The sequence below is a fragment of the Mucilaginibacter sp. GW821-FHT07G05 genome, assembly GCF_059418565.1.
In genome coordinates, this window is the sequence record NZ_JBWKQC010000009.1 from 219,295 (window position 1) to 242,565 (window position 23,271).

The 23,271-nt window shown below is 43.8% G+C and carries 21 protein-coding genes; 5 read left to right on the plus strand and 16 right to left on the minus strand.

What is annotated here, in order from left to right:
• The first annotated feature begins 13 nt into the window (after window positions 1-13).
• The 3 genes from AC07NA_RS21175 to AC07NA_RS21185 all read left to right on the plus strand — a co-directional run bounded on the left by AC07NA_RS21175 (window position 14) and on the right by AC07NA_RS21185 (window position 2,228).
• Window positions 14-220 carry a hypothetical protein gene (locus tag AC07NA_RS21175; protein ID WP_494899546.1) on the plus strand — a complete coding sequence of 69 codons (207 nt, stop codon included), beginning with the start codon at window positions 14-16 and terminating at the stop codon, window positions 218-220.
• Window positions 221-516: 296 nt separating this feature from the next.
• The gene (locus AC07NA_RS21180) at window positions 517-1,038 is read left to right on the plus strand and encodes a DUF2911 domain-containing protein (RefSeq protein ID WP_494899548.1); all 522 of its coding nucleotides are present in this window, start codon (window positions 517-519) and stop codon (window positions 1,036-1,038) included.
• A gap of 95 nt (window positions 1,039-1,133) precedes the next feature.
• Entirely contained in the window at window positions 1,134-2,228 is a 1,095-nt protein-coding gene (locus AC07NA_RS21185; protein WP_494899549.1) for a DUF3810 domain-containing protein, read from the plus strand.
• A gap of 8 nt (window positions 2,229-2,236) precedes the next feature.
• Here AC07NA_RS21185 and AC07NA_RS21190 read toward each other — a convergent pair whose 3' ends face one another.
• Together AC07NA_RS21190 and AC07NA_RS21195 are read right to left on the minus strand one after the other, a co-directional pair.
• The gene (locus tag AC07NA_RS21190; protein ID WP_494899550.1) at window positions 2,237-2,701 is read right to left on the minus strand and encodes a VOC family protein; all 465 of its coding nucleotides are present in this window, start codon (window positions 2,699-2,701) and stop codon (window positions 2,237-2,239) included.
• A gap of 32 nt (window positions 2,702-2,733) precedes the next feature.
• A complete protein-coding gene (locus AC07NA_RS21195) occupies window positions 2,734-3,630 on the minus strand; it encodes an MBL fold metallo-hydrolase (RefSeq protein WP_494899552.1) in 897 nt (298 codons plus the stop codon).
• Window positions 3,631-3,743: 113 nt separating this feature from the next.
• Between AC07NA_RS21195 and AC07NA_RS21200 the strand changes: the two genes are divergently transcribed.
• A complete protein-coding gene (locus AC07NA_RS21200) occupies window positions 3,744-5,417 on the plus strand; it encodes an ArnT family glycosyltransferase (protein ID WP_494899554.1) in 1,674 nt (557 codons plus the stop codon).
• A 271-nt stretch (window positions 5,418-5,688) separates the two neighbouring features.
• Here the strand turns inward: AC07NA_RS21200 and AC07NA_RS21205 are convergent, their stop codons facing one another.
• Entirely contained in the window at window positions 5,689-8,094 is a 2,406-nt protein-coding gene (locus tag AC07NA_RS21205; protein ID WP_494899556.1) for an ABC transporter permease, read from the minus strand.
• A 150-nt stretch (window positions 8,095-8,244) separates the two neighbouring features.
• Between AC07NA_RS21205 and AC07NA_RS21210 the strand changes: the two genes are divergently transcribed.
• Window positions 8,245-9,090: a metallophosphoesterase family protein gene (locus AC07NA_RS21210; protein ID WP_494899558.1), complete on the plus strand. Its 846-nt coding sequence runs from the start codon at window positions 8,245-8,247 to the stop codon at window positions 9,088-9,090.
• Window positions 9,091-9,104: 14 nt separating this feature from the next.
• Here the strand turns inward: AC07NA_RS21210 and AC07NA_RS21215 are convergent, their stop codons facing one another.
• The 13 genes from AC07NA_RS21215 to AC07NA_RS21275 form a co-directional block, all read right to left on the minus strand.
• Window positions 9,105-11,840 (minus strand): carboxypeptidase-like regulatory domain-containing protein, encoded by a 2,736-nt coding sequence (locus AC07NA_RS21215; protein WP_494899560.1) that lies wholly within the window; start codon window positions 11,838-11,840, stop codon window positions 9,105-9,107.
• A 248-nt stretch (window positions 11,841-12,088) separates the two neighbouring features.
• Complete coding sequence (gene rfbA, locus AC07NA_RS21220; RefSeq protein WP_345213194.1) at window positions 12,089-12,952, minus strand: glucose-1-phosphate thymidylyltransferase RfbA; 864 nt, start codon at window positions 12,950-12,952, stop codon at window positions 12,089-12,091.
• Between the two features lie 45 nt (window positions 12,953-12,997).
• Entirely contained in the window at window positions 12,998-13,858 is an 861-nt protein-coding gene (gene rfbD / locus AC07NA_RS21225) for a dTDP-4-dehydrorhamnose reductase (RefSeq protein WP_494899562.1), read from the minus strand.
• Between the two features lie 9 nt (window positions 13,859-13,867).
• A complete protein-coding gene (rfbC, locus tag AC07NA_RS21230; RefSeq protein WP_494899563.1) occupies window positions 13,868-14,413 on the minus strand; it encodes a dTDP-4-dehydrorhamnose 3,5-epimerase in 546 nt (181 codons plus the stop codon).
• Window positions 14,414-15,466 (minus strand): dTDP-glucose 4,6-dehydratase, encoded by a 1,053-nt coding sequence (rfbB, locus tag AC07NA_RS21235; protein WP_494899564.1) that lies wholly within the window; start codon window positions 15,464-15,466, stop codon window positions 14,414-14,416.
• A gap of 58 nt (window positions 15,467-15,524) precedes the next feature.
• Window positions 15,525-16,460, minus strand: a complete 936-nt coding sequence (gene fcl, locus AC07NA_RS21240) for a GDP-L-fucose synthase (RefSeq protein ID WP_494899565.1) — start codon at window positions 16,458-16,460, stop codon at window positions 15,525-15,527.
• Window positions 16,461-16,466: 6 nt separating this feature from the next.
• Window positions 16,467-17,582 (minus strand): GDP-mannose 4,6-dehydratase, encoded by a 1,116-nt coding sequence (gmd, locus tag AC07NA_RS21245; protein WP_494899567.1) that lies wholly within the window; start codon window positions 17,580-17,582, stop codon window positions 16,467-16,469.
• Between the two features lie 130 nt (window positions 17,583-17,712).
• Complete coding sequence (gene tatC / locus AC07NA_RS21250; protein ID WP_494899568.1) at window positions 17,713-18,579, minus strand: twin-arginine translocase subunit TatC; 867 nt, start codon at window positions 18,577-18,579, stop codon at window positions 17,713-17,715.
• Between the two features lie 22 nt (window positions 18,580-18,601).
• Entirely contained in the window at window positions 18,602-19,618 is a 1,017-nt protein-coding gene (locus tag AC07NA_RS21255; RefSeq protein ID WP_494899569.1) for a hypothetical protein, read from the minus strand.
• A complete protein-coding gene (locus tag AC07NA_RS21260) occupies window positions 19,594-19,932 on the minus strand; it encodes a PadR family transcriptional regulator (protein WP_494899570.1) in 339 nt (112 codons plus the stop codon). Before AC07NA_RS21260 ends, AC07NA_RS21255 begins: the two co-directional genes overlap by 25 nt.
• 141 nt (window positions 19,933-20,073) lie before the next feature.
• The gene (miaA, locus tag AC07NA_RS21265) at window positions 20,074-20,985 is read right to left on the minus strand and encodes a tRNA (adenosine(37)-N6)-dimethylallyltransferase MiaA (RefSeq protein WP_494899572.1); all 912 of its coding nucleotides are present in this window, start codon (window positions 20,983-20,985) and stop codon (window positions 20,074-20,076) included.
• 142 nt (window positions 20,986-21,127) lie between these two features.
• A complete protein-coding gene (locus tag AC07NA_RS21270) occupies window positions 21,128-21,778 on the minus strand; it encodes an IS1096 element passenger TnpR family protein (RefSeq protein ID WP_494899573.1) in 651 nt (216 codons plus the stop codon).
• Window positions 21,779-21,817: 39 nt separating this feature from the next.
• The gene (locus AC07NA_RS21275) at window positions 21,818-23,230 is read right to left on the minus strand and encodes a CCA tRNA nucleotidyltransferase (protein WP_345213310.1); all 1,413 of its coding nucleotides are present in this window, start codon (window positions 23,228-23,230) and stop codon (window positions 21,818-21,820) included.
• Window positions 23,231-23,271: the final 41 nt, after the last annotated feature.

Below are 23,271 nucleotides of genomic sequence, written 5' to 3' on the forward strand. Positions count from 1 at the left end.
AAACCGGGGTTTTATGACAACAGCAGCAGATAAACACTATAAATTTATAAATAGCAGCACAGGTTACTGCATTTATTACTACTCGTTAAGCAGTGCTTTGGGTGCCGATGAAACCAAAGCCGAACTGGAGAAGGTAAAGGCACAGGTGGCAACGCAAAACGCGTTGATGATAAACACCGTTTACTGGGAAGAAATTAAAGACGACCAGCCCGCAGGTTAACCTTATAAATAGCCTTTGCTAAAACACGTTTAAATAAAACCCCTGCCTGCTATTGCAGACAAGGGCAAAATTCACAACAATTGTTTAACCTTACGGTCAATTCCTAACTGCAATGTGATTCCGTAGTATATAACACGCACATTAATAGATAGTTTTGTGCTGGCGATAATATTTTCTGTTTTCTACACAGGAAAGTATAGGGTTATGGATACATCATCCAAAAAATCAATAAAATAAGCTTTAAATAAAATTTCGTTATACCTTTGGCAACAGCAAAAAACTATAAAAATAATATTATGAGAAAATCATTTCAGTTAAAGTCGTTATCATTTATGATAGTGGCCCTTTTAATTGCGGGCTTTGCGAAAGCTCAGGATGCAAAACCAATGGCAAGTCCGCGTGATAGTGTTAGCGCTAAAGCAGGTAAAGCTAACATCAGCATTAACTATGGCAGCCCATCGGTAAGAGATCGTAAAGTTTGGGGCACTTTGGTACCTTACGCGCAGGTTTGGCGTGCAGGCGCTAACGAGGCTACCGTTTTTACTACTGATAAAGATATTAAGGTAGAAGGTAAAGTATTACCGGCAGGTACCTACGGCTTCTTCACCATTCCGGGTGAAAAAGAGTGGACCATCATCTTTAACAAGGTAGCTAAACAATGGGGTGCTTACAAATACGATGAAAAACAAGATGCTTTACGCGTGACCGTTAAACCGGTTGAAAAAAGCGAGAAAAGCGAGCGTTTGGTATACGCTGTAAACTCAAAAGGTTTTAACCTTACCTGGGACAAACTTTCGGTACCGGTTTCAGTAAAATAATAAATACCTAAAGTATTGTAAAAAAGCCTTCCGTATTTACCGGAAGGCTTTTTTTATGGCTATTGTAAAATGGTTTTTGATTGTATATTTACGCAATGGATAACCGTTTTGGTAAAAAAATAAAATGGCGCTTAGCCACTGTGGTTATATTAGGGCTGTTTATTTTTTTGCTTACCTGGCTGGCAGATTACCCGGCAACGGTAGAACGTTATTATTCCAAAGGTTTTTATCCTTTCATCTGTAAAATACTGCACCCGGTATTTAACCTGCTCCCTTTCAGTTTTGGCGATGTGCTGTACGCAGTTGTTATCCTTTATCTTATTTACGCGCTGGTAATGCTTATCAAATTACCTATTAAACGCAGGTTTAAAGAGTGGGGTATGCTGGCATCTGGTATTGTGATAGGGGTAGAGGCCGGGATAGTTATATTTTATCTTTTTTGGGGGATGAACTATTTTCGGTTGCCTGCCGCTACGCGTTTGAAATTGCAGGATACCGTTTACTCTACCGATGAACTGAAAACTGTAGCCAATATATTAATAGATAGTGCCAACGCGGCCCGCGGGCGACTAAACCATACCGATCTGCGGCAGCAAAACGATTCGATATACAGCAGTTCCATCAGGGCGGTTGTGGCGCTGGCCCGTACTTCGGCAGAATTTTATACCTACAAGCCTTCAATAAAGCCATCCTCATTATCGTGGTTGCTGAATTATATAGGCACATCGGGTTATTATAATCCTTTTACGGCCGAGGCACAGTTCAATTACCAGATGCCGCTGCATGTACGCCCCTTTGTGGCTTGCCACGAAATGTCGCACCAGGCAGGTTTCGGTTCGGAAGATGAAGCTAACTTCGCAGGTTTTTTGGCGGGCATCCGTTCGGCCGACAGGCTGCTCCGTTACTCTGCCTATTATGAGGGGATGCAGGAGTGTATGTACTCGTTACGGGCTACAGATACGGTGGCCTTTAAACTACTGCGGGCCAGGATAAACCCGGCAGTGATCATCGACCTTAAAGCCGAGCGCGCTTACTGGCAATATTACCAGGGCAAGCTGGAAGTGATCAGCAGTTTGTTCTACGATAAGTTTTTAAAAGTGAACAACCAGCCGCAGGGATTGCTCACTTATAATCAAATGGTATCGCTTATTATGGCCATGTACCGCAAGTCATCGGCGGGTACACTTTAATAATTTGCCTATTTGTCGGCATTGTTTACCTCTATCCAGTAACCATCCGGATCCTGAAAATAGATCTGTGAAATACCATCGGGCCTTTTCTGTATCTTTTTATTGGTGCCGCCCCAATCGCCGTAGGTAACGTTCAGCTTATCCAGGTGCTTTACAAAATCGGGCATGGAGGCTACACTGAAAGCCAAATGATCATTACGGTTATGCGGGTTGCCTTTGCAATCGCCCTCAATAATGTGCAAATTAACCTGCGGGCCTATCTTTATCCATTGATGTACCTTATCATTAAACGGGTTGGGCACAATTTCAAACTGCATTACCTCGGTATAAAACTTAGTGCTTTTTTCGAGGTTCTGCGCACAAATGGCAATGTGGTTAATGGTTGGTTTCGCTGATTGAGCCATTGTTTTAACGGGTAAGCCTAAGCTTAACAGTAATACTGCAAAGCTTAGGAGCTTTATTTTAGAGATCATAATTGTGTTTATAATTGGTTTTGTGGATTTGCTTAAGCGCTCAACTCTTCGTAAGCTGCGGTAAGGCTGCGTTCAATACCATCGCCCTGCCATTCGGTTACACCGGGGATGGCTTTGGCTGCCAGTATCTCTTCTTTTGTTTTGCCTGCTTTGATAGCGCCGCCAACAAAGTCTATAAGGCGTTCCATGTAGTTTTGCATGGCTTTCAGGTCGGCTATGGTGCCGGTAACTTTTTCAGGATCAAAAGCATGGCCGAACACAAACAGGGTATCCTTATTAAATTCCTTTTGCGCTTTTGCCAATACCTGCACCCAGCTTTTTACCGATGCACCTGCTGTACGGTCGATATACGGATAGCGACGATTAAAAACCAGATCGCCGGTATGCACTATGTTGGCATGTTCAAAATGGATAAAGCTATCGCCATTGGTATGGCCCGCGCCAAAGTAGTGTGCCTGTATGCTTTCATCGCCAACCTTTGCTTTCCACTTGGTGGTATAAGTGGTATCGGGGTATAGCTGCTGGTCTTCTTTCTTTTGCTGTACTGCCGTGTTCTTTTGATTGGTAAGCGAGTTGGCATGTGCAGCCACGTGCTGGGCAATGCCTTTAAACGAAATGTTACCGCCGGTGTGGTCGCCGTGGTGATGGGTGTTAATCAGCCATTCGAAAGGCTTTTCGCTTTGTTTTTTTAGTTCGGCAATAAGGTGTGTGGCCGGTTCCGGAAATTCGGCATCAACAACCGCTATACCTTCTTTATTGCTTAGCCAGGCTATGGTACCGCCTTGCTCGGCAAATATGCCAACATTGTTACGTAAGGGTTTAAACTGGTAAGCCGGTTGGGCCAGCCACGATGCAAAGCTGCTTTTACTTAGCAAGCTAAGCGAGCCCGCTGCCAATGCGGTATTCCTTAAAAAATGACGTCGTTTCATGGGGAGATAATTTTAAATGAAGTTAAATAAATAGGGCGGTTATTTCAAAGCGATGGTAAAACTATTAAGCGCCGCAAAATCTGTTTATCTTTACCCGCAAGCCTTTGCTGTATATGCCTCAAATAACTGTTGCCAATAAATGGCTGTATCTTTTTATCCTGCTGGCGGTCCTCATTAATTTCAGCGGACTGTTTGTGCACCTCATGAACCCCGATGCCACGCTGTACGCCACCATTGCCAAAACCATGGTACTGCGTAATGATTATGTGAACATTTACGCCCGCGGTACCGACTGGTTGGATAAACCACATTTTCCGTTTTGGGTGGCGGCTTTGTTCTTTAAAATATTCGGCATCAATACCTGGGCCTACAAGCTATCGGGTATTGTATTTATGCTGATGGCTGCCGTTTACACCTGGCTGCTGGCTAAAGAATTATATACCGAAAAGGTAGCGCAATGGGCGGTGCTGATATTGCTTACCTCGCAACACATCATCCTATCGGACAACGACGTACGGGCCGAGCCTTATTTGACAGGCCTCATCATTGCGTCGGTATATCATTATTACAGGTCATACACCCGCAATAACTATCGCGATCTACTATTGGCCTGCCTGTTTGCCGGGTGCGCGGTAATGACCAAAGGTGTATTCGCCCTTATAACCATCGGCGGAGCTATCATCGGTCACCTTATTATTACCAAACAGTGGAAACAACTTTTCCATATCCGCTGGCTGGTAGCATTGGTATTAGTAGCCATATTTATACTGCCCGAAATATATTGCCTGTATGTACAGTTCGACGCGCATCCCGAAAAGGTGGTGTTTGACCGTCAGGGAGTATCAGGCATTAAGTTCTTTTTGTGGGATAGCCAGTTCGGCAGGTTCTTCAATACCGGCCCCATCAAAGGTAGCGGCGATCCTTTCTTTTTTGTGCATACTACGCTTTGGGCGTTTTTGCCGTGGTCGTTACTATTGTTTGTGGCCGTATTCCGCTTTATTAAGAAGGGATACAAAAATGTGCAATCGCAAGAGTGGATCTGTATTTGTGGCGCTATGATCACTTTCCTGATGTTTTCGGCATCAAAGTTCCAGCTGCCGCATTACCTCAATATCGTATTTCCGTTCTTCGCTATACTAACCGCGCAATATATATGTGCCATACAGGGATTGAAGAGTATCCGGGCAGTACGTATCACACAAATTATAGTAGCATCACTTTTGCTGTTAGTGATCATAGCCCTGCAATACTTTTTCCGTCCCGATGATTTCACCTGGCTGGTGATGCTTTTAGAAGTGATTCTGCTGATCGCGCTCGTTATCATTCCTAAAAAAGCAAGCACTATCTGGTACGAAAGTATAGGCTACGGCACAATACTGATCTCGCTGATTGTGAACGTATACCTTAACCTGGCTTTTTATCCCTCGTTATTAAAATACCAGGCCGGTACCGAAGCCGCCTTATGGATCAATAAAAACAACCCGCAAAAGTTACCCGTATTGCAAAGCGGCGACGATTCTTACTTTGCCATGGAGTTCTACCTAAATGAGCCGATGACCACCATTAACGCCGATGGCAGCGGTAACATTCCTAAAGGTCATTTCATTTTTTACGCCCCCGATGAAATCATCAACGGCTTAAAAGCCAAGGGCTGGCAAATGCAAACTATACAAAGCTTTAAACGCTACTGGATAACCCGCCTAAAACCGAAATTCTTAAACAAAACCACACGTGATGGGGAATTAACCGAGATGAAAGTGGTAGTGGTAAGCGGGGTGGGGAAGTAGCATAATTTAACTCACCCGATCTACGCTTCGCTGGATCACCCTCTCTTTCGCAAGCGAAAAAGAGGGGGTAAAGTGGCTGTGTATAACTCACAAAATCCCTTCTTTGCGCAGCAGAGAAGGGTGTCGAGCGCAGCGATGACGGGATGAGTCCCACCACATGCCCGGTCTTCTTCACAGGTTTGACAACTTTTAAAAAGTTGTCAAACCTAAAACACTACACTATTAATAAGCAGAGTAAAATCCACACATCAAAAGTTCCCCCTTCAGGGGGTTAGGGGGTTAAACTCTTCACCGGGTTATCCAACGCTGTTTTAATAGTTTTAACGGTGATCACAACTGCTACTAATGCAGCCAGTATCAAGGTTACACTTAAAAACGGCAGGGCATTCAAGTTGATTCGATACGCGTAACCGGTGAGCCAGCTGTTTAAACTGAACCATGCCACGGGCCAGGCAATCAGGTTGGCAACGAATACCAAAATGGCAAACTCCTTAATAAACAGCCAAACCACCTGCATGGCCGAAGCGCCCAGTACCTTGCGGATGCCTACCTCTTTTACCCTGCGTGCAATGCTTAAGGTAGCAATGCTTAATACACCCAGCAGTACCACCAGTAGGGCGATAACTGTAGCCGCTTGCGATGCTTTTTTCATTTGCATTTCCTGCTGGTATAGTTTGGCAATAGTGTCATCTAAAAACACATATTCAAAAGGCGCACCCGGAAACAATGCCGACCATTTGCCTTGCAGGGCCGCTACATTGTTGGCCATATTACCCGGCCTTAGTTTGAACGACAGGTAGCGGAACACCGGCGAACGTTTAACATGGTAAAACAAAATGGGCTGTATCTTCTCGTGCATCGAGCCAAAATGAAAATCTTTTACCACGCCGCCAACGGTTAACGGGGCCGGGTCATTTTGTACCCGCACGGGCTGACCAAGCGCGTCGGCCGGGTTCTGCCAGCCCAATGCTTTGGCGGCAGTTTCGTTGATCACCAGTTTAGTAACATCGGTACCTTCGCCTTGCGCGCCGAAGAATTGCCCTGCTATAAGCGGTATTTTGTAGGTGCCGGTATAGTGCTCGTCGGCTATAATGGAGGTAGCCATAATGCCGTGCGAAGGATCTTGCGATGCCTTGTACAGGTTGTTGCTGGCATTACCGCTTTGTCCGTTAGGTATCTCGAAAGAAACGGTAGCATCAGCCACCTGCGGCATAGCGGCAAATTCGTTCCGCATGCTTTCTATATGTTTTACACCTTCCGGCGACCAGTCACGCGGTACTTTCGCTGTAATCACCTGCTCCTTATCATAACCAAGGTTAGATTTAAAAAAGAAGGATACCTGCTTATTGATCACCAGGGCGGCTATAAAAACCACAATGGCGGTAACAAACTGTACCACGATCAGCGAATGGCGGAATACCACCTTTTCCTTTACCGTTTTTAATTTTCCCTTTAATGAGTCTATAGATGATTGGGCCGATAAAATAAAGGCAGGGTACATGCCGGCCAGTATACCAATGAGCAGTACGATCAGTAATGGCAGCACCGTGAAATACAACGGAAACTCCGTGATCTTCGGGATTTCTTTACCCATCACCGTGCTAAAGAAAGGCCTGCTTACAAGATAGATCAGCAACGCGATGATAAAGGAGAACAGCGACAGCAATACCGATTCGGTAAGAAACTGGATGATGAGCTGCACGCGCGAACTGCCCATTACTTTGCGTACGCCGATTTCTTTTAAGCGGGTAACCGAGTTGCCTATCGAGATATTGATGAAGTTAATAATAGCCATCAGCAAAATAAACATGGCGATGAATGCCAGTGTGTAAATCATTTTGCGGGCGCTGCCTTTATTATCTTGCAGGTAAAAATCATTCACTTGTACCAGGTAAGTTTTCAGGTTCTTTTGAATGTCGGGCGTGGCGTTGGTGCGGGCCAGTTGATTGATGGCTGCATCCAGGTCGCTCGGTTTTACACCCGGTTTCAGCTGAATATAGTTTACCATGTACGGGTTGTTCCAGGCATCTAAAGTGGCATCACGGCCAAAGAATTTGAAGCTCGCCTCGTTCATAAATATTTCGTTTATACTGCCGCCAAAGTTGGTAACGCTGTTACGAGGCAAGTTTTTTAATACGCCCGTTATGGCAAAATCTTGCTTGCTGCCGTTAAACGCGTTAATGGTAAGCGTTTGCCCTACTACATCCGTACGTCCAAAATATTTGATGGCCTGGTTTTCGGTAATTACTACCGAGTTGGGTGTGCTAAGCGCGGTTTTGGCATCGCCATACAACATCTTAAAGCCAAACATGGTGAGCAGCGAAGGCGTCCCGTTTTGTATGCCTTCGGTAAAGTGTTTGTCGCCTTTTGATATAATGGTTGAAAGGCCATCGTGGCGATAATAGAAGGTGATAAGGTTTGGGTAATTCTCTTTTAAGGCTTTGCCAAGCGGGGCAAGGCTGGTAAACTCCAGCCCCATATCGGGCTGTTTCCATTTGCTTTGCATAATATACACCTTGTCGTTTACACCGGCGTTAACCTGCAACTCGCCCCATATATACGCGCCGATAACCAGCACGAAAGCCATTCCTATCGACAGGCCGAAAATATTGATGAGGGAGAATACCTTGTTTTTACGGAGGTTGCGCCAGGCAAGGGTGAAATAATTACGCAGCATAGTGGAGGTATTTGTGTAATAGTTTAGTTTTTAATTGATTGCGGTATGAAATAATAAATAATTATCGACTTATGCCTTATTTTTAACATTCTTTAACTAAGCAATTATCCTTTAACACTGGCTTAACAACCTTCATCTACCTTTATACGCATGAGCACACGCAGAAAATTCATCAGTTCGGGTTTGGCGGGCATAGCGGCCATCAGCCTGTTGCCTACGGTAAACAGTTTTGCAGCAATTGATAACAGTTACCGCAAAACAGCTAAAGGCAAACTGAAATTACGCTTCGCGCTGGCTTCCGATGCGCATTATGCCCAGCCGGGAACGGAATATAAACAGCATTTCGGTAACATGATCAAATGGCTGAATGACGACCACGCCAAAAACCACCTCGACCTGGTGATCATCAACGGCGACCTGGTACATAACCGCCCTGACCTGTTAACCGAAGTAAAAACCGATTACCTCGAACACCTGAAAGCTCCCTTTTATACCATCCCCGGTAATCACGATTATGCCGATGCCGCGATATGGAAAAAAGTGTTTGGCTATGAAGATAAATACGTGATTGACAAAGGTGATATAGGCTTTGTGCTGGCCAATACTGCCGATACCAAAGGTAAATACGTTTGCCCTGATAACGTCTTTATCAAATCTTCTCTGGATAAATTTGCCGATAAGAAGATCGTTTTCGTTATACTGCATATTCCGCCGGTAATGTGGCTTAAAAATGAAGCCTTTTTAGATTGCCCCGAAACAGTAACATTACTGCACAGCTACCCGAATGTTAAGGCTGTATTCCACGGACACGATCATGCTTTGGATGGTGTGCGCTATACCGATAAACTACCGCACTTCTTCGATTCGCACATCGGCGGCGATTGGGGCACCGATTATAAAGGCTACCGCGTTGTTGAGGTAGGAGAGGATAATTCCATTTACACCTACCAGGTAAACGCCAGCCAAAACCCTGTACTTAATGCTAATAAGATTTAGAGCGAAGGTTCGTATTATTCTACCTTATAACGATATACCTGCCTGCCCAGTTCACCTGCGGCGTTGATGCCTTCTATTATTACTTTGTAATTGCCGGGGTCATCAGCATTAAAAAAGCTGAACTTAGCTTTGCCATCGGCGCCGGTTTTTACTTCGGGATTCCAATAAATGGTTGATCGCAGGTCGGGGAGCTCCGTAACCGTTTTAGGGTGATTGTATTTTGGGATATAAAACTCACGCGCACGGCTAAATCCACGCGGACTGATCTGCGCCAATTCCGGGTGATGGGTGTTACGAATATTGTTACCCTTGGTAATGATAATTATTGAAGGAAAGCCTAAAACTGATGTCATTACGCTGGTTCGTACAACCAGTACCTTTATTACGTTCACCGGTTCAATCCCATTATTATCCATAATATCTGCTACTTCTGTAGAGTCAACGTTGCGCCCATCAACAATTACTTGCATGGGCACGTATTTCATGCCCTTTGAGTCATAAAAATGGGGGTAGAAGTTAGAACCTGCGCGAGGCATCATCATAACCCCGGCTAAACGACCTTGCAGGCACGTTCCCAAATTGGCGCATGCTTCAGCTTTTTCTAAAACAAAAACATGATCTGCATTAGCATCAGGTACTGAAAGTATTCCGCGTAAGGTTGATTTATTTACCTGCTTAGCCCTTATGCTTACACCCTGCAATTGTTGTACCCTGTTTAACTTCCCCAGTTTTTCCAGCACCTCAATTTGTTTTTTGTTACTGGCCAAGTAAATTTTACTGCTGCCGCTGATGTCGGTATTTACATCGGCAATGTTGGGGTTGGTATTGATGGATTGTCCGGGTACTTTATCCATCAGTATTTGCACCAGTGAACTGTTTTTCGCTCCACGACCTTGTACCGTAAATTTAATGCTATCGGTTAGTACCAGTTTATCAAAATTAAAATAACCATCGGCATCGGTAGTAGTATCGGTTACTATACCTGTTTTTAAGGATAGCAGGGTGATCTTCCCTTTAACTACCGGCTTTTTGGTAAGTGTAAATAAACGGCCCGATATATCGCTGCTCACTTTCTCTACTTTATACAGCGGTTTTACCGGCCCTGCTGCCAATAAGGCTTTCCATGTAAAGCGCCTGTATCCTTGCGTAAGCATCAGGTTGTCCAGTGCTTTGTTTACCTCATCGCTTTCATTGGTGAAATAATAATTGGGTTGTTCGATATAGCCTTTAATGTCGGCAGATAAAAGCAGGCTTGAGAGTATGCTGGTTTCTGCGGCTTCGTTAACCGGTACTTTGGTTTCATCAATTACCGATACCGAAAAACTACCAATTACAGGCTGCCCGTTTTTATCCGCGGCAGTCAATTCCATCTCCACTTTATCGCGATTTTTATAGGCAGCCTTAGCCGTGTTAATTTTAAGTTCCATCCGGTCTTTAGCACGAATAAAGGCTATTCGTTCGTTTATGGGTTCTCCGGTTGTATTGAACAAGGTGAATTGTGCTATCCCGGTAGGGAAATCTTTTTTAGCTATCCATACCGAAGTTGCAGGTCTGCTTATTTTTATTTGTGATGCATACAGCATTTCGCCGCCTGTTTGCACTACAAGGTTAACCGCCTGTGTTGTTTGCAGCAAGGTTTGCGAGGCATTTATTCGTACCAATAAAGAATCACCTCCAGAATTATAAACTGCCAATACATAACCATTTTCTTTAGCCTTCGGCAGATCAATGCTGCTTAACGAACCATCGGGAAAGGTAACTTTGGCTATATAGCTTTTACCAGATAATGGTTTAAGGTTAAAGCTGCCCATTCCTGCATGCAGGTTTTCAAAAGTGGTAACCTCTTTACCATCGTTATCCACAACACTCCCTTTAATAGGTACACCCAGGCCATCAATTCCGGTAGCTTTAAATGCCACCCGCGTATTAATGTCCGTCACCATATTGCCACCTTCCGCAAAAAACTGTACATCGCTTTGCGATGAAGCCACTTTAATAGTAAAGGTTTTACTGAACTTTTTATTGGCGGCGGTTATTATGCTTGCCAAAACGCGTGCGCCCTTCAGGATGCTCTTTTCGCTGTTTACGGTATTGATACTTACTGTGCCGTTGGCGTCGGTTTTTGCCTTGCGCCTTTCCAACACTTTTTGATTATTGATTACGGTATACTCAACCTCCTTGTCAGCAAGAGGTTGCCCGTTTGCATCGGTATAGCATAATATGGTAGTTACAACCGGTTTGTTATCAATTGTTTGGTATTTAAAATCGGCTTTGGCGCTTACTTCATTATCAATGGCATTGCCTACGGTGAAGGTTTTATCAAAGAAGAATTCGTCGCCGGCATTGCGCATCCATTGGGTGTAAGCTCTTATGCGGTAATTGCCTTCGTTCAATGTATCGCTTATCACAAAGTCGCCTTTGGCCATACCTGCCAACACGGGGAGCTTCAATGTCCGTTCTACCGAATCTTTTTCGTTGATGAGTTCGGCATACAGGGCTCCACTTAATGCAGATAGCTGGTGACGGCTGCCTACGGTTACATAAGCTTTAAACCAAATGGTATCGCCAAGCGCGTAATAAGGTTTATCAGTATGGATGTATACTTTTTCTTGCGGCAGGGTAGTGGTCCAGTTGCTGAGTGAGGCCGAAATTTTATCAAGCGGTTCATCAGCTTTTTTTACAAACGCGGTAATGCCCGTAAAAAATAAAAGCAGACAAATAGCTACTGTAAAAATTCGTGATGCAGGCATTTATTAGGTTGTTAAAACTTAGGCAGATCTTCGGTTTATCAATTGTGTTACAATGATATGGTCTAAGATAAAGAAAATGTTTTAACGAACTGGCATAAATATTGGCCGTTTTATGAGGAGGGCGGGTGATTGGACGAAACCAAACGCGTCATTGAGGAACGGAGCAATCTCCAATCTACAGAGTCGCTCTGTATAGTATAGAGATTGCTTCGTGCCTCGCAAAGACGTATTTTTTTATTTATGGATTTTTACTTATTCAGCAACTTTTGCAAATACCTGCCGTAGCCGCTTTTTATGTAGCGGTTGGCCAGTTCGGCCAGTTGATCTTTGTTGATAAAACCACGCAGGTAGGCAATCTCTTCAATACAACCTATTTTGGTATCCTGGCGTTTTTCAATTACGCGTACATATTCTGATGCATCGCTCAATGAGTCGAACGTACCGGTATCCAGCCATGCTGTACCGCGGTCCATAACACCAACATGCAGGGTGCCTTGCTCTAAGTAAGCTTTGTTTACATCAGTAATTTCGTATTCGCCGCGTGGAGATGGTTCCAGGTTCTTGGCTATTTCTACAACTGTATTGTCGTAAAAATATAAGCCCGGTACCGCGTAGTTCGATTTTGGTTTCAAGGGCTTTTCTTCGATAGAAAGCGCTGTGAAATGCTCATCAAATTCAACCACACCGTAGCGTTCCGGATCGGCAACCGGGTAAGCGAATATCGCCGCGCCGTCCACATCGTTAAAGCTGCGGATCAGCTCGCTAAAGCCTGTTCCGTAAAATATGTTATCACCCAAAATAAGGGCGGCTTTATCATCGCCTATAAAACTTTCGCCAATTACAAAGGCTTGCGCCAGTCCGTTTGGTTTTTCCTGTATGGCATATTCAAAGCGGCAGCCCAGTTCATGACCGTCACCCAGCAGGCGTTTAAAACCTTCGTTATCTTCGGGAGTGGTAATGATCAGTATCTCGCGGATATCGGCCTGCATTAAAACCGATAGTGGATAATAGATCATCGGCTTATCGTAAATAGGCATTAACTGCTTACTAATGGCTTTGGTGATGGGATAAAGCCTTGTTCCTGATCCGCCTGCTAAAATGATACCTTTCATATAGGGTGTTTTACGATTGTGATGCTTGGGTTGTTGTATTTATGCTTAATTATTTAATAACCTATTGATGCAAATATGCAGACTATCGCGCCAGTAAGGTATTTCTATACCTAATGCCGCCTTTATCTTGCTCTTATCCATTACCGAATATGCCGGGCGGGTAGCCTTGGTTTTATATTCGCTGGTAGGGATGGGCAAGGTTTTAACCGGGGTTTCCGCCAGTGTGAAGATAGCCTTGGCAAAATCATACCACGATGCTACGCCTTCGTTACTGTAATGGTATATGCCATAAGCGGTACTTTCGGTAAGGATAAGCTGCACCACAGTAAATGCCAGATCGATAGCATAGGTAGGTGTGCCTACCTGGTCGGCAATTATCTTTAACTCATCGCGCTCACTGCCCAGTTTCAGCATGGTTTTGGCGAAGTTGTTACCATACTCGGAGTACAACCAGCTGGTACGCAGAATGAAATATTTATCGGTGTTGGCTTGTATAGCCTTCTCGCCATCAAGCTTGGTTTGCCCGTAAACGTTGATGGGTTTGGTTTCGTCATCTTCCTTAAGCGGCAGCGGACTATTCCCTTCAAAAACAAAATCGGTAGAAATATGGATCAGCGTTGAACCATATTCGGCAGCAAGCTTAGCCAGGTTTTCGGCGCCGGTTGCATTTATTTTTGCTGCAAGCTCGGTTTCATCTTCGGCCTTATCAACGGCGGTATAAGCCGCGCAGTTGATGATATAAGCCGGTTCGTATTTTTGGAATGCATTCTTCAGGCTTTCTACATCGGCAATATTGCCTTCGGCAGAAGACAGGAAATGCATGGTACTGATACCCTCATTTTCGGCCACCTGTTTAAAACAGCTGCCCAACTGACCCGATCCTCCAAAAATGACAATGTTTTTCATGCAGATGGATTATGCTTCGAGCGTTTCAAAAAATGGCAATACCTGGTCTTTAGCCGATACGATCAGCTCGTCTTTAGGTAAAGTCCAGTCGATATTTAATACCGGGTCGGCATAATGTATACCGCCTTCTGATGCCTTGTTATAGTAGTTATCGCACTTGTAAAAGAAAATCGCGGTATCGCTCAACACCACAAAACCATGCCCGAACCCACGGGGGATAAACAGTTGCAGGTTGTTTTCTTCGGATAGTAATGTTTTATAATACTGCCCATACGTAGCCGAGCCCGGCCTCAGATCAACCGCTACATCAAGTACTTCGCCTTTTATAACGCGTACCAGTTTGGCCTGTGCATGTTCGCCTTTTTGAAAATGCAGGCCGCGCAATGTGCCTTTGGTTGAAAAAGATTGGTTGTCTTGTATAAATTGAGTTTCAATACCGGTTGCGTCATTGAAAGACTTTTGGTTAAAGCTCTCAAAAAAGTAACCGCGTTCGTCAGTAAAAATATTCGGTTTCAGTAATAAGCAACCCTCAAGCGGGGTAAGTTCAATATTCATTTAGCGTTTATCGTATTGGGTTTCGTAATAAGCGGCGTAAGCCCCACTGGTAACATGTTCAATCCATGCTTTGTTTGCCAGGTACCAGTCAATGGTTTCGGCTAGGCCCTCTTCAAAGGTTACCGACGGCGACCAACCCAGTTCTTTGTTCAGCTTGGTAGCATCGATAGCGTAGCGGGCATCGTGGCCCGGGCGGTCTTTTACAAAAGTGATCAACTGCTCGTTAGTGCCCGGCTCGCGGCCAAGTTTGGCATCCATTTGCCTGCACAGCACACGTACCAGGTCGATATTGGCCCACTCGTTAAAGCCGCCGATGTTGTAGGTATCGCCCACATTACCTTCGTGGAATATCAGTTCGATAGCGCGGGCATGGTCTTTAACATAAAGCCAGTCGCGCACGTTCATGCCATTACCATATACAGGCAGCGGTTTGTTATTAATAATGTTATTGATCAGCAGCGGTATCAACTTTTCGGGGAAGTGATTAGGGCCGTAATTGTTCGAGCAGTTTGATACTACAACCGGGATACCGTAAGTATCATGATAGGCACGTACAAAGTGATCTGAAGATGCCTTGCTGGCGCTGTATGGTGAATGCGGATCGTACTTGGTGGTTTCGGTAAAGAAACCCTCGGTACCTAACGAGCCGTATACCTCATCGGTAGAAATATGGTAGAAGAGGTGATTGGAATAATCATCCTTCCAGTATTTTTTAGCAGCCTCCAGTAAACTAACCGTACCGATAACGTTGGTATAAACAAAATCGAGCGGATTGGTGATAGAGCGATCCACGTGCGATTCTGCCGCTAAATGCACCACATCGGTTACATTATAAGTTTCAAACAGGCTGTTGATCTTTTCGGTATCCTGAATATCGGCACGCTCAAAAACATAGTTCGGCTCGTTCTCGATATCTTTAAGATTCTCCAAATTACCGGCATAAGTTAAGGCATCAACATTGATTATTTTATAATCGGGATGGTTTTGTACAAAGCGCCTTACTACGTGCGAGCCTATAAAACCGGCTCCACCGGTAATTATTATGGTTTTCATATATGTATTGTTCTTTATTGGGTAATTATACTGAAATTAATAGGGTTAAGTATCAATTTCAGGCGTTAATGTATTTGTTTAAAAAATCGCTGTAGGCCAGTGCAATACCCTCTTCAAGTTCAATCTTATGCTTCCACCCCTGGTTGTGCAGCTTGGTTACATCCATTAGTTTACGTGGCGTGCCATCGGGTTTTGTAGTATCAAAAGTAATACCACCCTCAAACCCGGTAATGTTTTTTACCAGCAGCGCCAGGTCTTTAATAGATATATCTTCGCCTGTACCTATGTTTACGAGTCCGGGCTCATTATAGTTTTGCATTAAATAAAAACAAGCTTCGGCCAAATCATCGGCAAACAAAAACTCACGCTTCGGGGAGCCCGATCCCCAAATCACCACTTCGGGTAAATTTTGCTCCTTAGCCTCATGAAACCTGCGGATCAACGCCGGCAGCACGTGCGAATTTTGTGGATGGTAATTATCATTATACCCGTACAGATTGGTAGGCATTACCGATATAAAATTGCAGCCATACTGATCGCGGTAAGCGTCGCACATTTTTATACCCGCTATTTTGGCTATAGCATAAGGCTCATTAGTGGGCTCCAGCGGACCGGTCAATAAATAGTCTTCCTTTAAAGGCTGCGGCGCCAATTTAGGGTAGATACAGCTTGACCCCAGGAACATCAGCTTTTTAACGCCATTTAAATAAGCGTTATGAATAACGTTGTTCTGGATCTGTAAGTTATCATATAAAAACTCGGCACGATAGGTATTGTTGGCCACAATGCCGCCTACCTTGGCTGCCGCCAGAAAAACGTAATCGGGTTTTTCCAGTTCAAAAAAGTTTTTTACCTGCTGCTGGTCGCGCAGGTCTATCTGGTCGGAAGTGCGGGTTATAAAATTAGTATAGCCCTCGTTTTGCAGTTTGCGGTGTATGGCCGAACCCACCATGCCGCGATGGCCTGCAATGTATATTTTAGCGTTTTTATCCATTAGCGCTTATTCGTACTGGTTTTTAATTTCGTAGCCCGAATCTTTCAGCAATTTCTCTCTTGCAAACAATTCCAGATCGGCCGCTACCATTTCTTTTACTAAACCGTTAAGGTCATATTTTGGTTTCCAGTTCAGCTTTTGCTGACATTTTGAAGGATCGCCAATAAGCAGATCAACCTCCGTAGGGCGGAAATACTTAGGATCCACAGCTACCACCTCGGTACCGGCAGCTACCTGGTAAGCCGGGTTACTGCAACTTACCACGTAACCTTTTTCGCTATCGCCTTCGCCTTTAAATTCAACGGTAATGCCAGTTTCGGCAAACGCCTTGCGTACAAACTCGCGTACACGGGTGGTAACGCCTGTGGCAATTACAAAATCTTCAGGTGTTTCCTGTTGTAATATCAGGTACATGGCCTCTACATAATCTTTGGCGTGGCCCCAGTCGCGTTGCGCGTCGAGGTTACCCAGGTAAAGTTTATCCTGTAAGCCCATGGCTATTTTAGCCACACCACGGGTGATTTTGCGGGTAACAAAAGTTTCGCCGCGCAGAGGGCTTTCGTGGTTAAACAAAATACCGTTGCAGGCATACATGCCATAAGCTTCGCGATAATTTACGGTGATCCAGTAGGCGTAAAGCTTTGCCACCGCGTAAGGCGAACGTGGGTAAAAAGGCGTAGTTTCTGATTGCGGAACGGCCTGCACCAAACCATAAAGTTCTGATGTAGATGCCTGGTAGATCTTGGTTTTTTTGGTAAGCCCCAGTATGCGGATGGCTTCCAGTATGCGAAGTGTGCCTATACCATCGGCATTGGCAGTATATTCGGGTGTATCAAAACTCACCTTAACGTGCGACATGGCGCCCAGGTTATAGATCTCGTCCGGCTGTACCTGTTGTATAATACGGATGAGGTTGGTAGAATCGCTCAGGTCGCCATAGTGTAAGATCAGGTTACGATCTTGCTGGTGCGGATCCTGGTAAAGGTGATCAATCCTGTCGGTATTGAATAATGAGCTGCGGCGTTTTACACCGTGTACATCATATCCTTTTGAAAGCAGCAGTTCGGTCAAATATGCGCCGTCCTGGCCGGTAATGCCTGTTATTAATGCAACTTTTTTCAAATTTTTGTCCTCCCCTGTAAGTTGCTAAAAATAGCAACTTAAAAATCAAAAACAATGATTAAAGGCCATTTCGTGCATAAAATGAACAGGGGAGGGTTTTATTAAACCTGCGTAATTATATAAGTAAAAATTATGCAGAAAGTCGTCTTCTTTTTTCTATCCGTCTTGAAACTATAATGCTTATTTCATACAATACTATTAAAGGGAAAGTAACAATAAGCATAGTTTGCATATCCGGAGTAGGGGTTACAATGGCAGCAATAATTAACATTATTATAATGGCATACCTTCGGGATGATCGCATAAATGCCGGTGAAAGCAAACCCAATTTTGACAGGATCAGGGCTACGATAGGCAACTCAAATACAATACCGCTGCAAAGTGTAAGTGTAACTACTGATGATAAATAAGAGTCGATAGTTATTTGGTTTGAAATTATTTTACTAACCTGAAAGCCCGCTAAAAACCGGATTGAATAGGGCGCAATAATGTAGTACCCAAACAAAATGCCGAACATGAATAATAAACTTGCATAAAACACAATACCATTGGCAGCTTTTCTTTCGGCTGCACTTAATGCGGGTTTAACAAATTGCCACAGCTCAAACAGCAAATACGGGAAGCCCAAAACTATCCCGAGAATGAGTGATGAATTAATTTGCAGCGTAAACTGACCGGATAACTCGGTATTAATAATGCTGAATTTTATTTCCTGAATGCAATATTCACTGCCTAAATGAAAATACCTGCCTGCACGGCACATCATTTGGTAGGTCCAAAAATCCGCTCTTTTGGGCCCAAGAATAATTTGATCAAATACAAAATCGAAATAGTTAAAAGAAACTATAGTAAATATTAAAATAGCAATTGCAGAGCGGATCAAATGCCATCTTAATACTTCCAGATGGTCAAAAAAAGACATATCAGTCCCGGTACCGGTTGTTGCTCTGTTTTTTAAAGCTATAAACCAGCCGGTAAGTTTATTTTCCTTACTCATTAATTAAGTATATAAGTTGCTGTTAAATTGGCCGGCGCATAGCTAATTGTGATTTTCCGAATAAATACCCAGTAATTAAAAAGGATAGCACTATGAAGTAATAGAAATTGAAAACAGCGGCATGCTCGCCGCTTAATCCCGAAAACCATAAACCCATAAGGTACAACTGGGCCGTAAATAAATTAACCAACTGTTTTTGAGAGTAGCTTAACATCCAACCAATTAAGGCGAACGTTGGGCAGCCTATTATGGCGGGTAAATAATTGATATGATAAGTGTAACCAAACGTTACGGCGAGCCCTGCAATTATGCCGATAAGCATTGCCGTTTTCCAATTGATACGTTTGTTAAATGCCCGTATAGTTCGTAGCTCAATTTTATTTACCAGGCATAGTATGTAAATTGTCGCGCCCATTATTCCCATATAAAAGCATATAGAAAGTGTTTTGAAAGAAGTTCCAAAATTGCGGGTAGCTCCTGTGCCGTTTATATCGATCAATTGTATGGTGAGGTAAGCGGAGGCCAGTATAATAACTATTGCCATAAAAGCAAACCCTGTGCTGAATTGGGTTACTAATAACTTGATGCAGGAAATTAGCCGGTGCCCTTTAAACGCTAATAATGAGAATAAAATAGTTGCGCTTATTGCAAATCCATAAAAAAGCTTGTTCAAGTCAAAACCGGCGGTTACAGGCTGTTGGGCGTAATATTTAAAAAGGTAAATAGGTAACAGGATGAAGGCCAGTTGCACGAACATAAAGGCAGATGCACCGTATACGAGCAGCATATAAATTTTTCTTGATCTGGTATCGGGGCTTATCTTACTAAATTCAGTTTCAATATTATCGATATTGCCCAACCGTTTCATTGCTAATAGCCATATCTCATCTTCCGGCAGTCCATTTGCAGTTAACTCCTGAATAACGTCATCCAAATGCAGCTTAAGCTCATACTGATCGTCCTCATTTATAGAGGTTTGACTTAAGCGTAGCTTCCAGTCTTTTATTTGATGGTTTAAGTAAGAGAGAGAGGTGTCCATAGTGTATTCAGTAATTCGTTCATAAATTTCCACGACTGACGTTCAGACACCAGATGCTCTAACCCTTTTTTAGTGATTTGATAATAGCGCCTGCGCTTATCATTGTCGGCCACACGCCATTCTGAAATAATCAATTCTTTATCTTCAAGCTTTCGAAGTACGGGGTATAATGTGCCGTCAGAATACTGCAGTTGTTCGTTAGATGCTTCTTTTACTTTTTTAATGATTTCATATCCATAACTCTCCTGTTGAATAAGTGTGGATAAAATAATAGGTATAGAAGAAGCCGCAATCAGATCTTTTGAAATTATCATATTTTAAATGTTTATTTTCAAATATACATAGAATTTCAATGTATATGTAATATATTATAAGTGGGGAATTAATCTTTGTAAAAAAGATCTGCCCACACAGTAGGATATTCAGAAGGGGATATAAATCAGCATAGCTGTATATTATTGCGTCTCGATGGCAGCCAGCATATCTGGCAGCAGGGTACTGCTACCTGCTTCTACCCATTTGATATCGCTGTCGCGCCTGAACCAGGTAAGCTGGCGTTTTGCAAAGCGGCGGGTGTTTTGTTTTATCAGGGCAATGGCATGCTCTAATGTGCTTTTGCCATCAAAATAATCAAAAAGTTCGCTGTAGCCTACTGTGTTTAGCGCATTTAGGTGTCTGTATTCGTATAATCCTTTGGCTTCATCAATCAAGCCTTGTTGTACCATGGCATCCACCCGCTGGTTAATGCGGTTGTATAATTGCTCGCGGGGCATATTCAGGCCTATCTTTTTTATGGCAAACGGGCGGCTGTTCTTGCTGCCTTTACGGTATGATGAAAAGGGCATGCCGGTATATTCATATACTTCCAAAGCCCTGATAAGTCTTTGCGGGTTGTTGATATCAACCTCGGCGTAATATTCTTTGTCGGCTTGTTTTAGTTTGTGTTGAAGGTGTTCTATGCCTTTTTCTTCGAGTTCACGGTTAAGGTTTTCGCGGATGATGGGCGGCACGGCAGGTAATTCGTCGAAGCCCTCGCATACGGCCTTTACAAACAAACCCGATCCCCCTGCCAAAATGACTACATCGTGGGTTTTAAAAAGTTCATCCAATAATTCCAATGCCTGCTTTTCAAAATCGCCAACGCTGTAGGTATCGTTTATAGAAATAGAATCAACAAAGTAATGTTTTGCCGCGGCTAACTCATCTGCCGTGGGCTTGGCGGTGCCTATCGACATTTCTTTGTAGAACTGTCGCGAATCGGCCGATAGGATGGCAGTATTATAATGGCCGGCCAACTGAATGGCAGCAGCGGTTTTGCCAATAGCAGTAGGCCCGGCTACCACAACAAGCGTTTTAAATTGCGACATTGGTTTACAATGGTTAGGTACGTAATATTAAGCTATTACTAACTGATTAACAAACAAATAGCGATAAGTTTTCACCCATCGCTATTTATTTTAATATGCTGTTAATGTAGCCAGTTGAGAGGTGAAATCGACAGCTATTATATTAATAATCGTCGCCAACACCGCGGTGAGGCCTTTCGTCGTCGTCAAAACCTTCGTTGTCTGAAAATTCGTCGCCAAATTCATCGTCGGCCGCTGCATCTTCGTCCTCATCAACAACGGCTTCACCGGTTTCAGTTACTTCCGAAAAGTCTTCGGTGTCCTCCGGGTTGTATTCCATTTGGTTCAGGAAATCGAAATCTTCGCTGGTTGGCGGTATAACGGTTGGGTTAAATACGTTACCAAACTGTTTAGGCGCTTCACCTACCGATTTATTTACCGCAGGGTAAACCACACCGGGTGCATCCTCTAAAAGGATTTTCATCAGTTCCACATGAAAATCAAACGGACGATCGAAATTGAAAGTGTAATAAAACTTTTGATGCGGATCATCAATAAAGCTGCTCAGCTTTACTTTTTCCATCAGGGGTATGCCACGGTCAATACGGCGCTGGTTGGGTAAATAAGTTATCTCGTCACCCTTGGTCCATTGATCGTTGCTGATATAAAAAGATGAAGGGTACTCAGGGTTATAACCTGTAGATTTGTGTATAGCATGATGAAGATCCTGGAAGGTTTGATTTGACTTTACATCAATTTCCCTCACAATATCATCATAATCCTCAAAAGTTACCCTGAACCTGTAAACTGCCATTTTTAGTAATATTTATCAAAATTAAATAATGTTTTTATTTCAATTGGTCTTTGCAACAACTTTTAAGCCAATTTGTGTGCCTTTTTCAATAGCGAAGGCAATTGCTTCATCGCGCGAGTTAGGTATTTCGCCTTCCAGTATGGCTTCGCGTATCTGGTTTTTGATAATGCCAACTTCGCGGCCTTCCCTTAAGCCAAACAGGTCCATAATATCAGTACCGGTAACCGGGGGCTGCCAGTTGCGTATATTATCGCGCTCTTCAACGTCTTTTAATTTCTGCTGAACCAGCTCAAAATTTTGCCGGTATTTTTTTACTTTATATTCGTTTTTTGTGGTGATGTCTGCTTTACACAACAACATCAGTCCTTCAATATCGTCACCTGCCTCAAAAAGCAAACGCCTCACAGCCGAATCTGTCACGATGGATTGCGACAGTACGATAGGGCGCAAATGCAGCTGTACCATTTTTTGCACAAACTTCATTTTTTCGTTCAGCGGCAGCTTTAGCTGGGCAAATATCTTGGGCACCATGCGCGCGCCCTTATCCTCGTGGCCGTGAAACGTCCAGCCGTGGCCGGGTTCAAAGCGTTTGGTAGGCGGCTTGGCAATATCATGTAATATGGCCGCCCAGCGTAACCAAAGGTCGCCGGTGGTTTCGCATATATTATCCAGTACCTGTAGGGTATGGTAAAAATTATCTTTATGGCCTTTGCCGTCGCGGTATTCTACGCCGTAAAGCTGGGCCATCAGCGGGAATATCTTATGCAGCAAACCGGTATCAAACAGGTAATTAAATCCTATCGATGGTTGGGGCGAAAGGATGATCTTGTTCAGTTCATCGGTAATGCGCTCCTGCGAGATAATGCTGATGCGCTCCACATTGCTTTTAATGGCAGCTACCGCTTCATCATCAATTACAAAATTGAGCTGACTGGCAAAGCGTATAGCCCGCAGCATACGCAGCGGATCATCGGAAAAAGTTTCCACCGGGTTTAGCGGCGTTTTTATCAGCTTTTGCTCCAGGTGGATAATACCACTAAAGGGATCTAACAGTTCGCCAAAGTTATCGGGGTGCAGGGAAATGGCCAGCGCGTTGATGGTGAAATCGCGACGTTTTTGGTCGTCTTCCAGGGTGCCGTTCTCCACAATAGGCTTGCGCGAATCGCGGCGGTATGATTCTTTTCGGGCGCCTACAAATTCCACCTCCAGATCGTGATAGCGCAGCATCGCCGTACCGAAGTTTTTAAATACCGATACCTGTACATTGAGCTTTTGCGCTACGGCTTCGGCAAACTCAATACCGTTGCCAATAATCACAATATCAATATCTTTCGAGGGGCGTTTCAAAAACAGGTCGCGCACGAAACCGCCTATAGCAAAAACCTGCAAGTTTTGCTGTGCGGCAAGCTTTGATATTACTTTAAATATATGATGTTGCAGGTGTTCCTTCATGGGTAGTTTATGCTCCGCGCGGGAGGCATTGCTCAATTGCG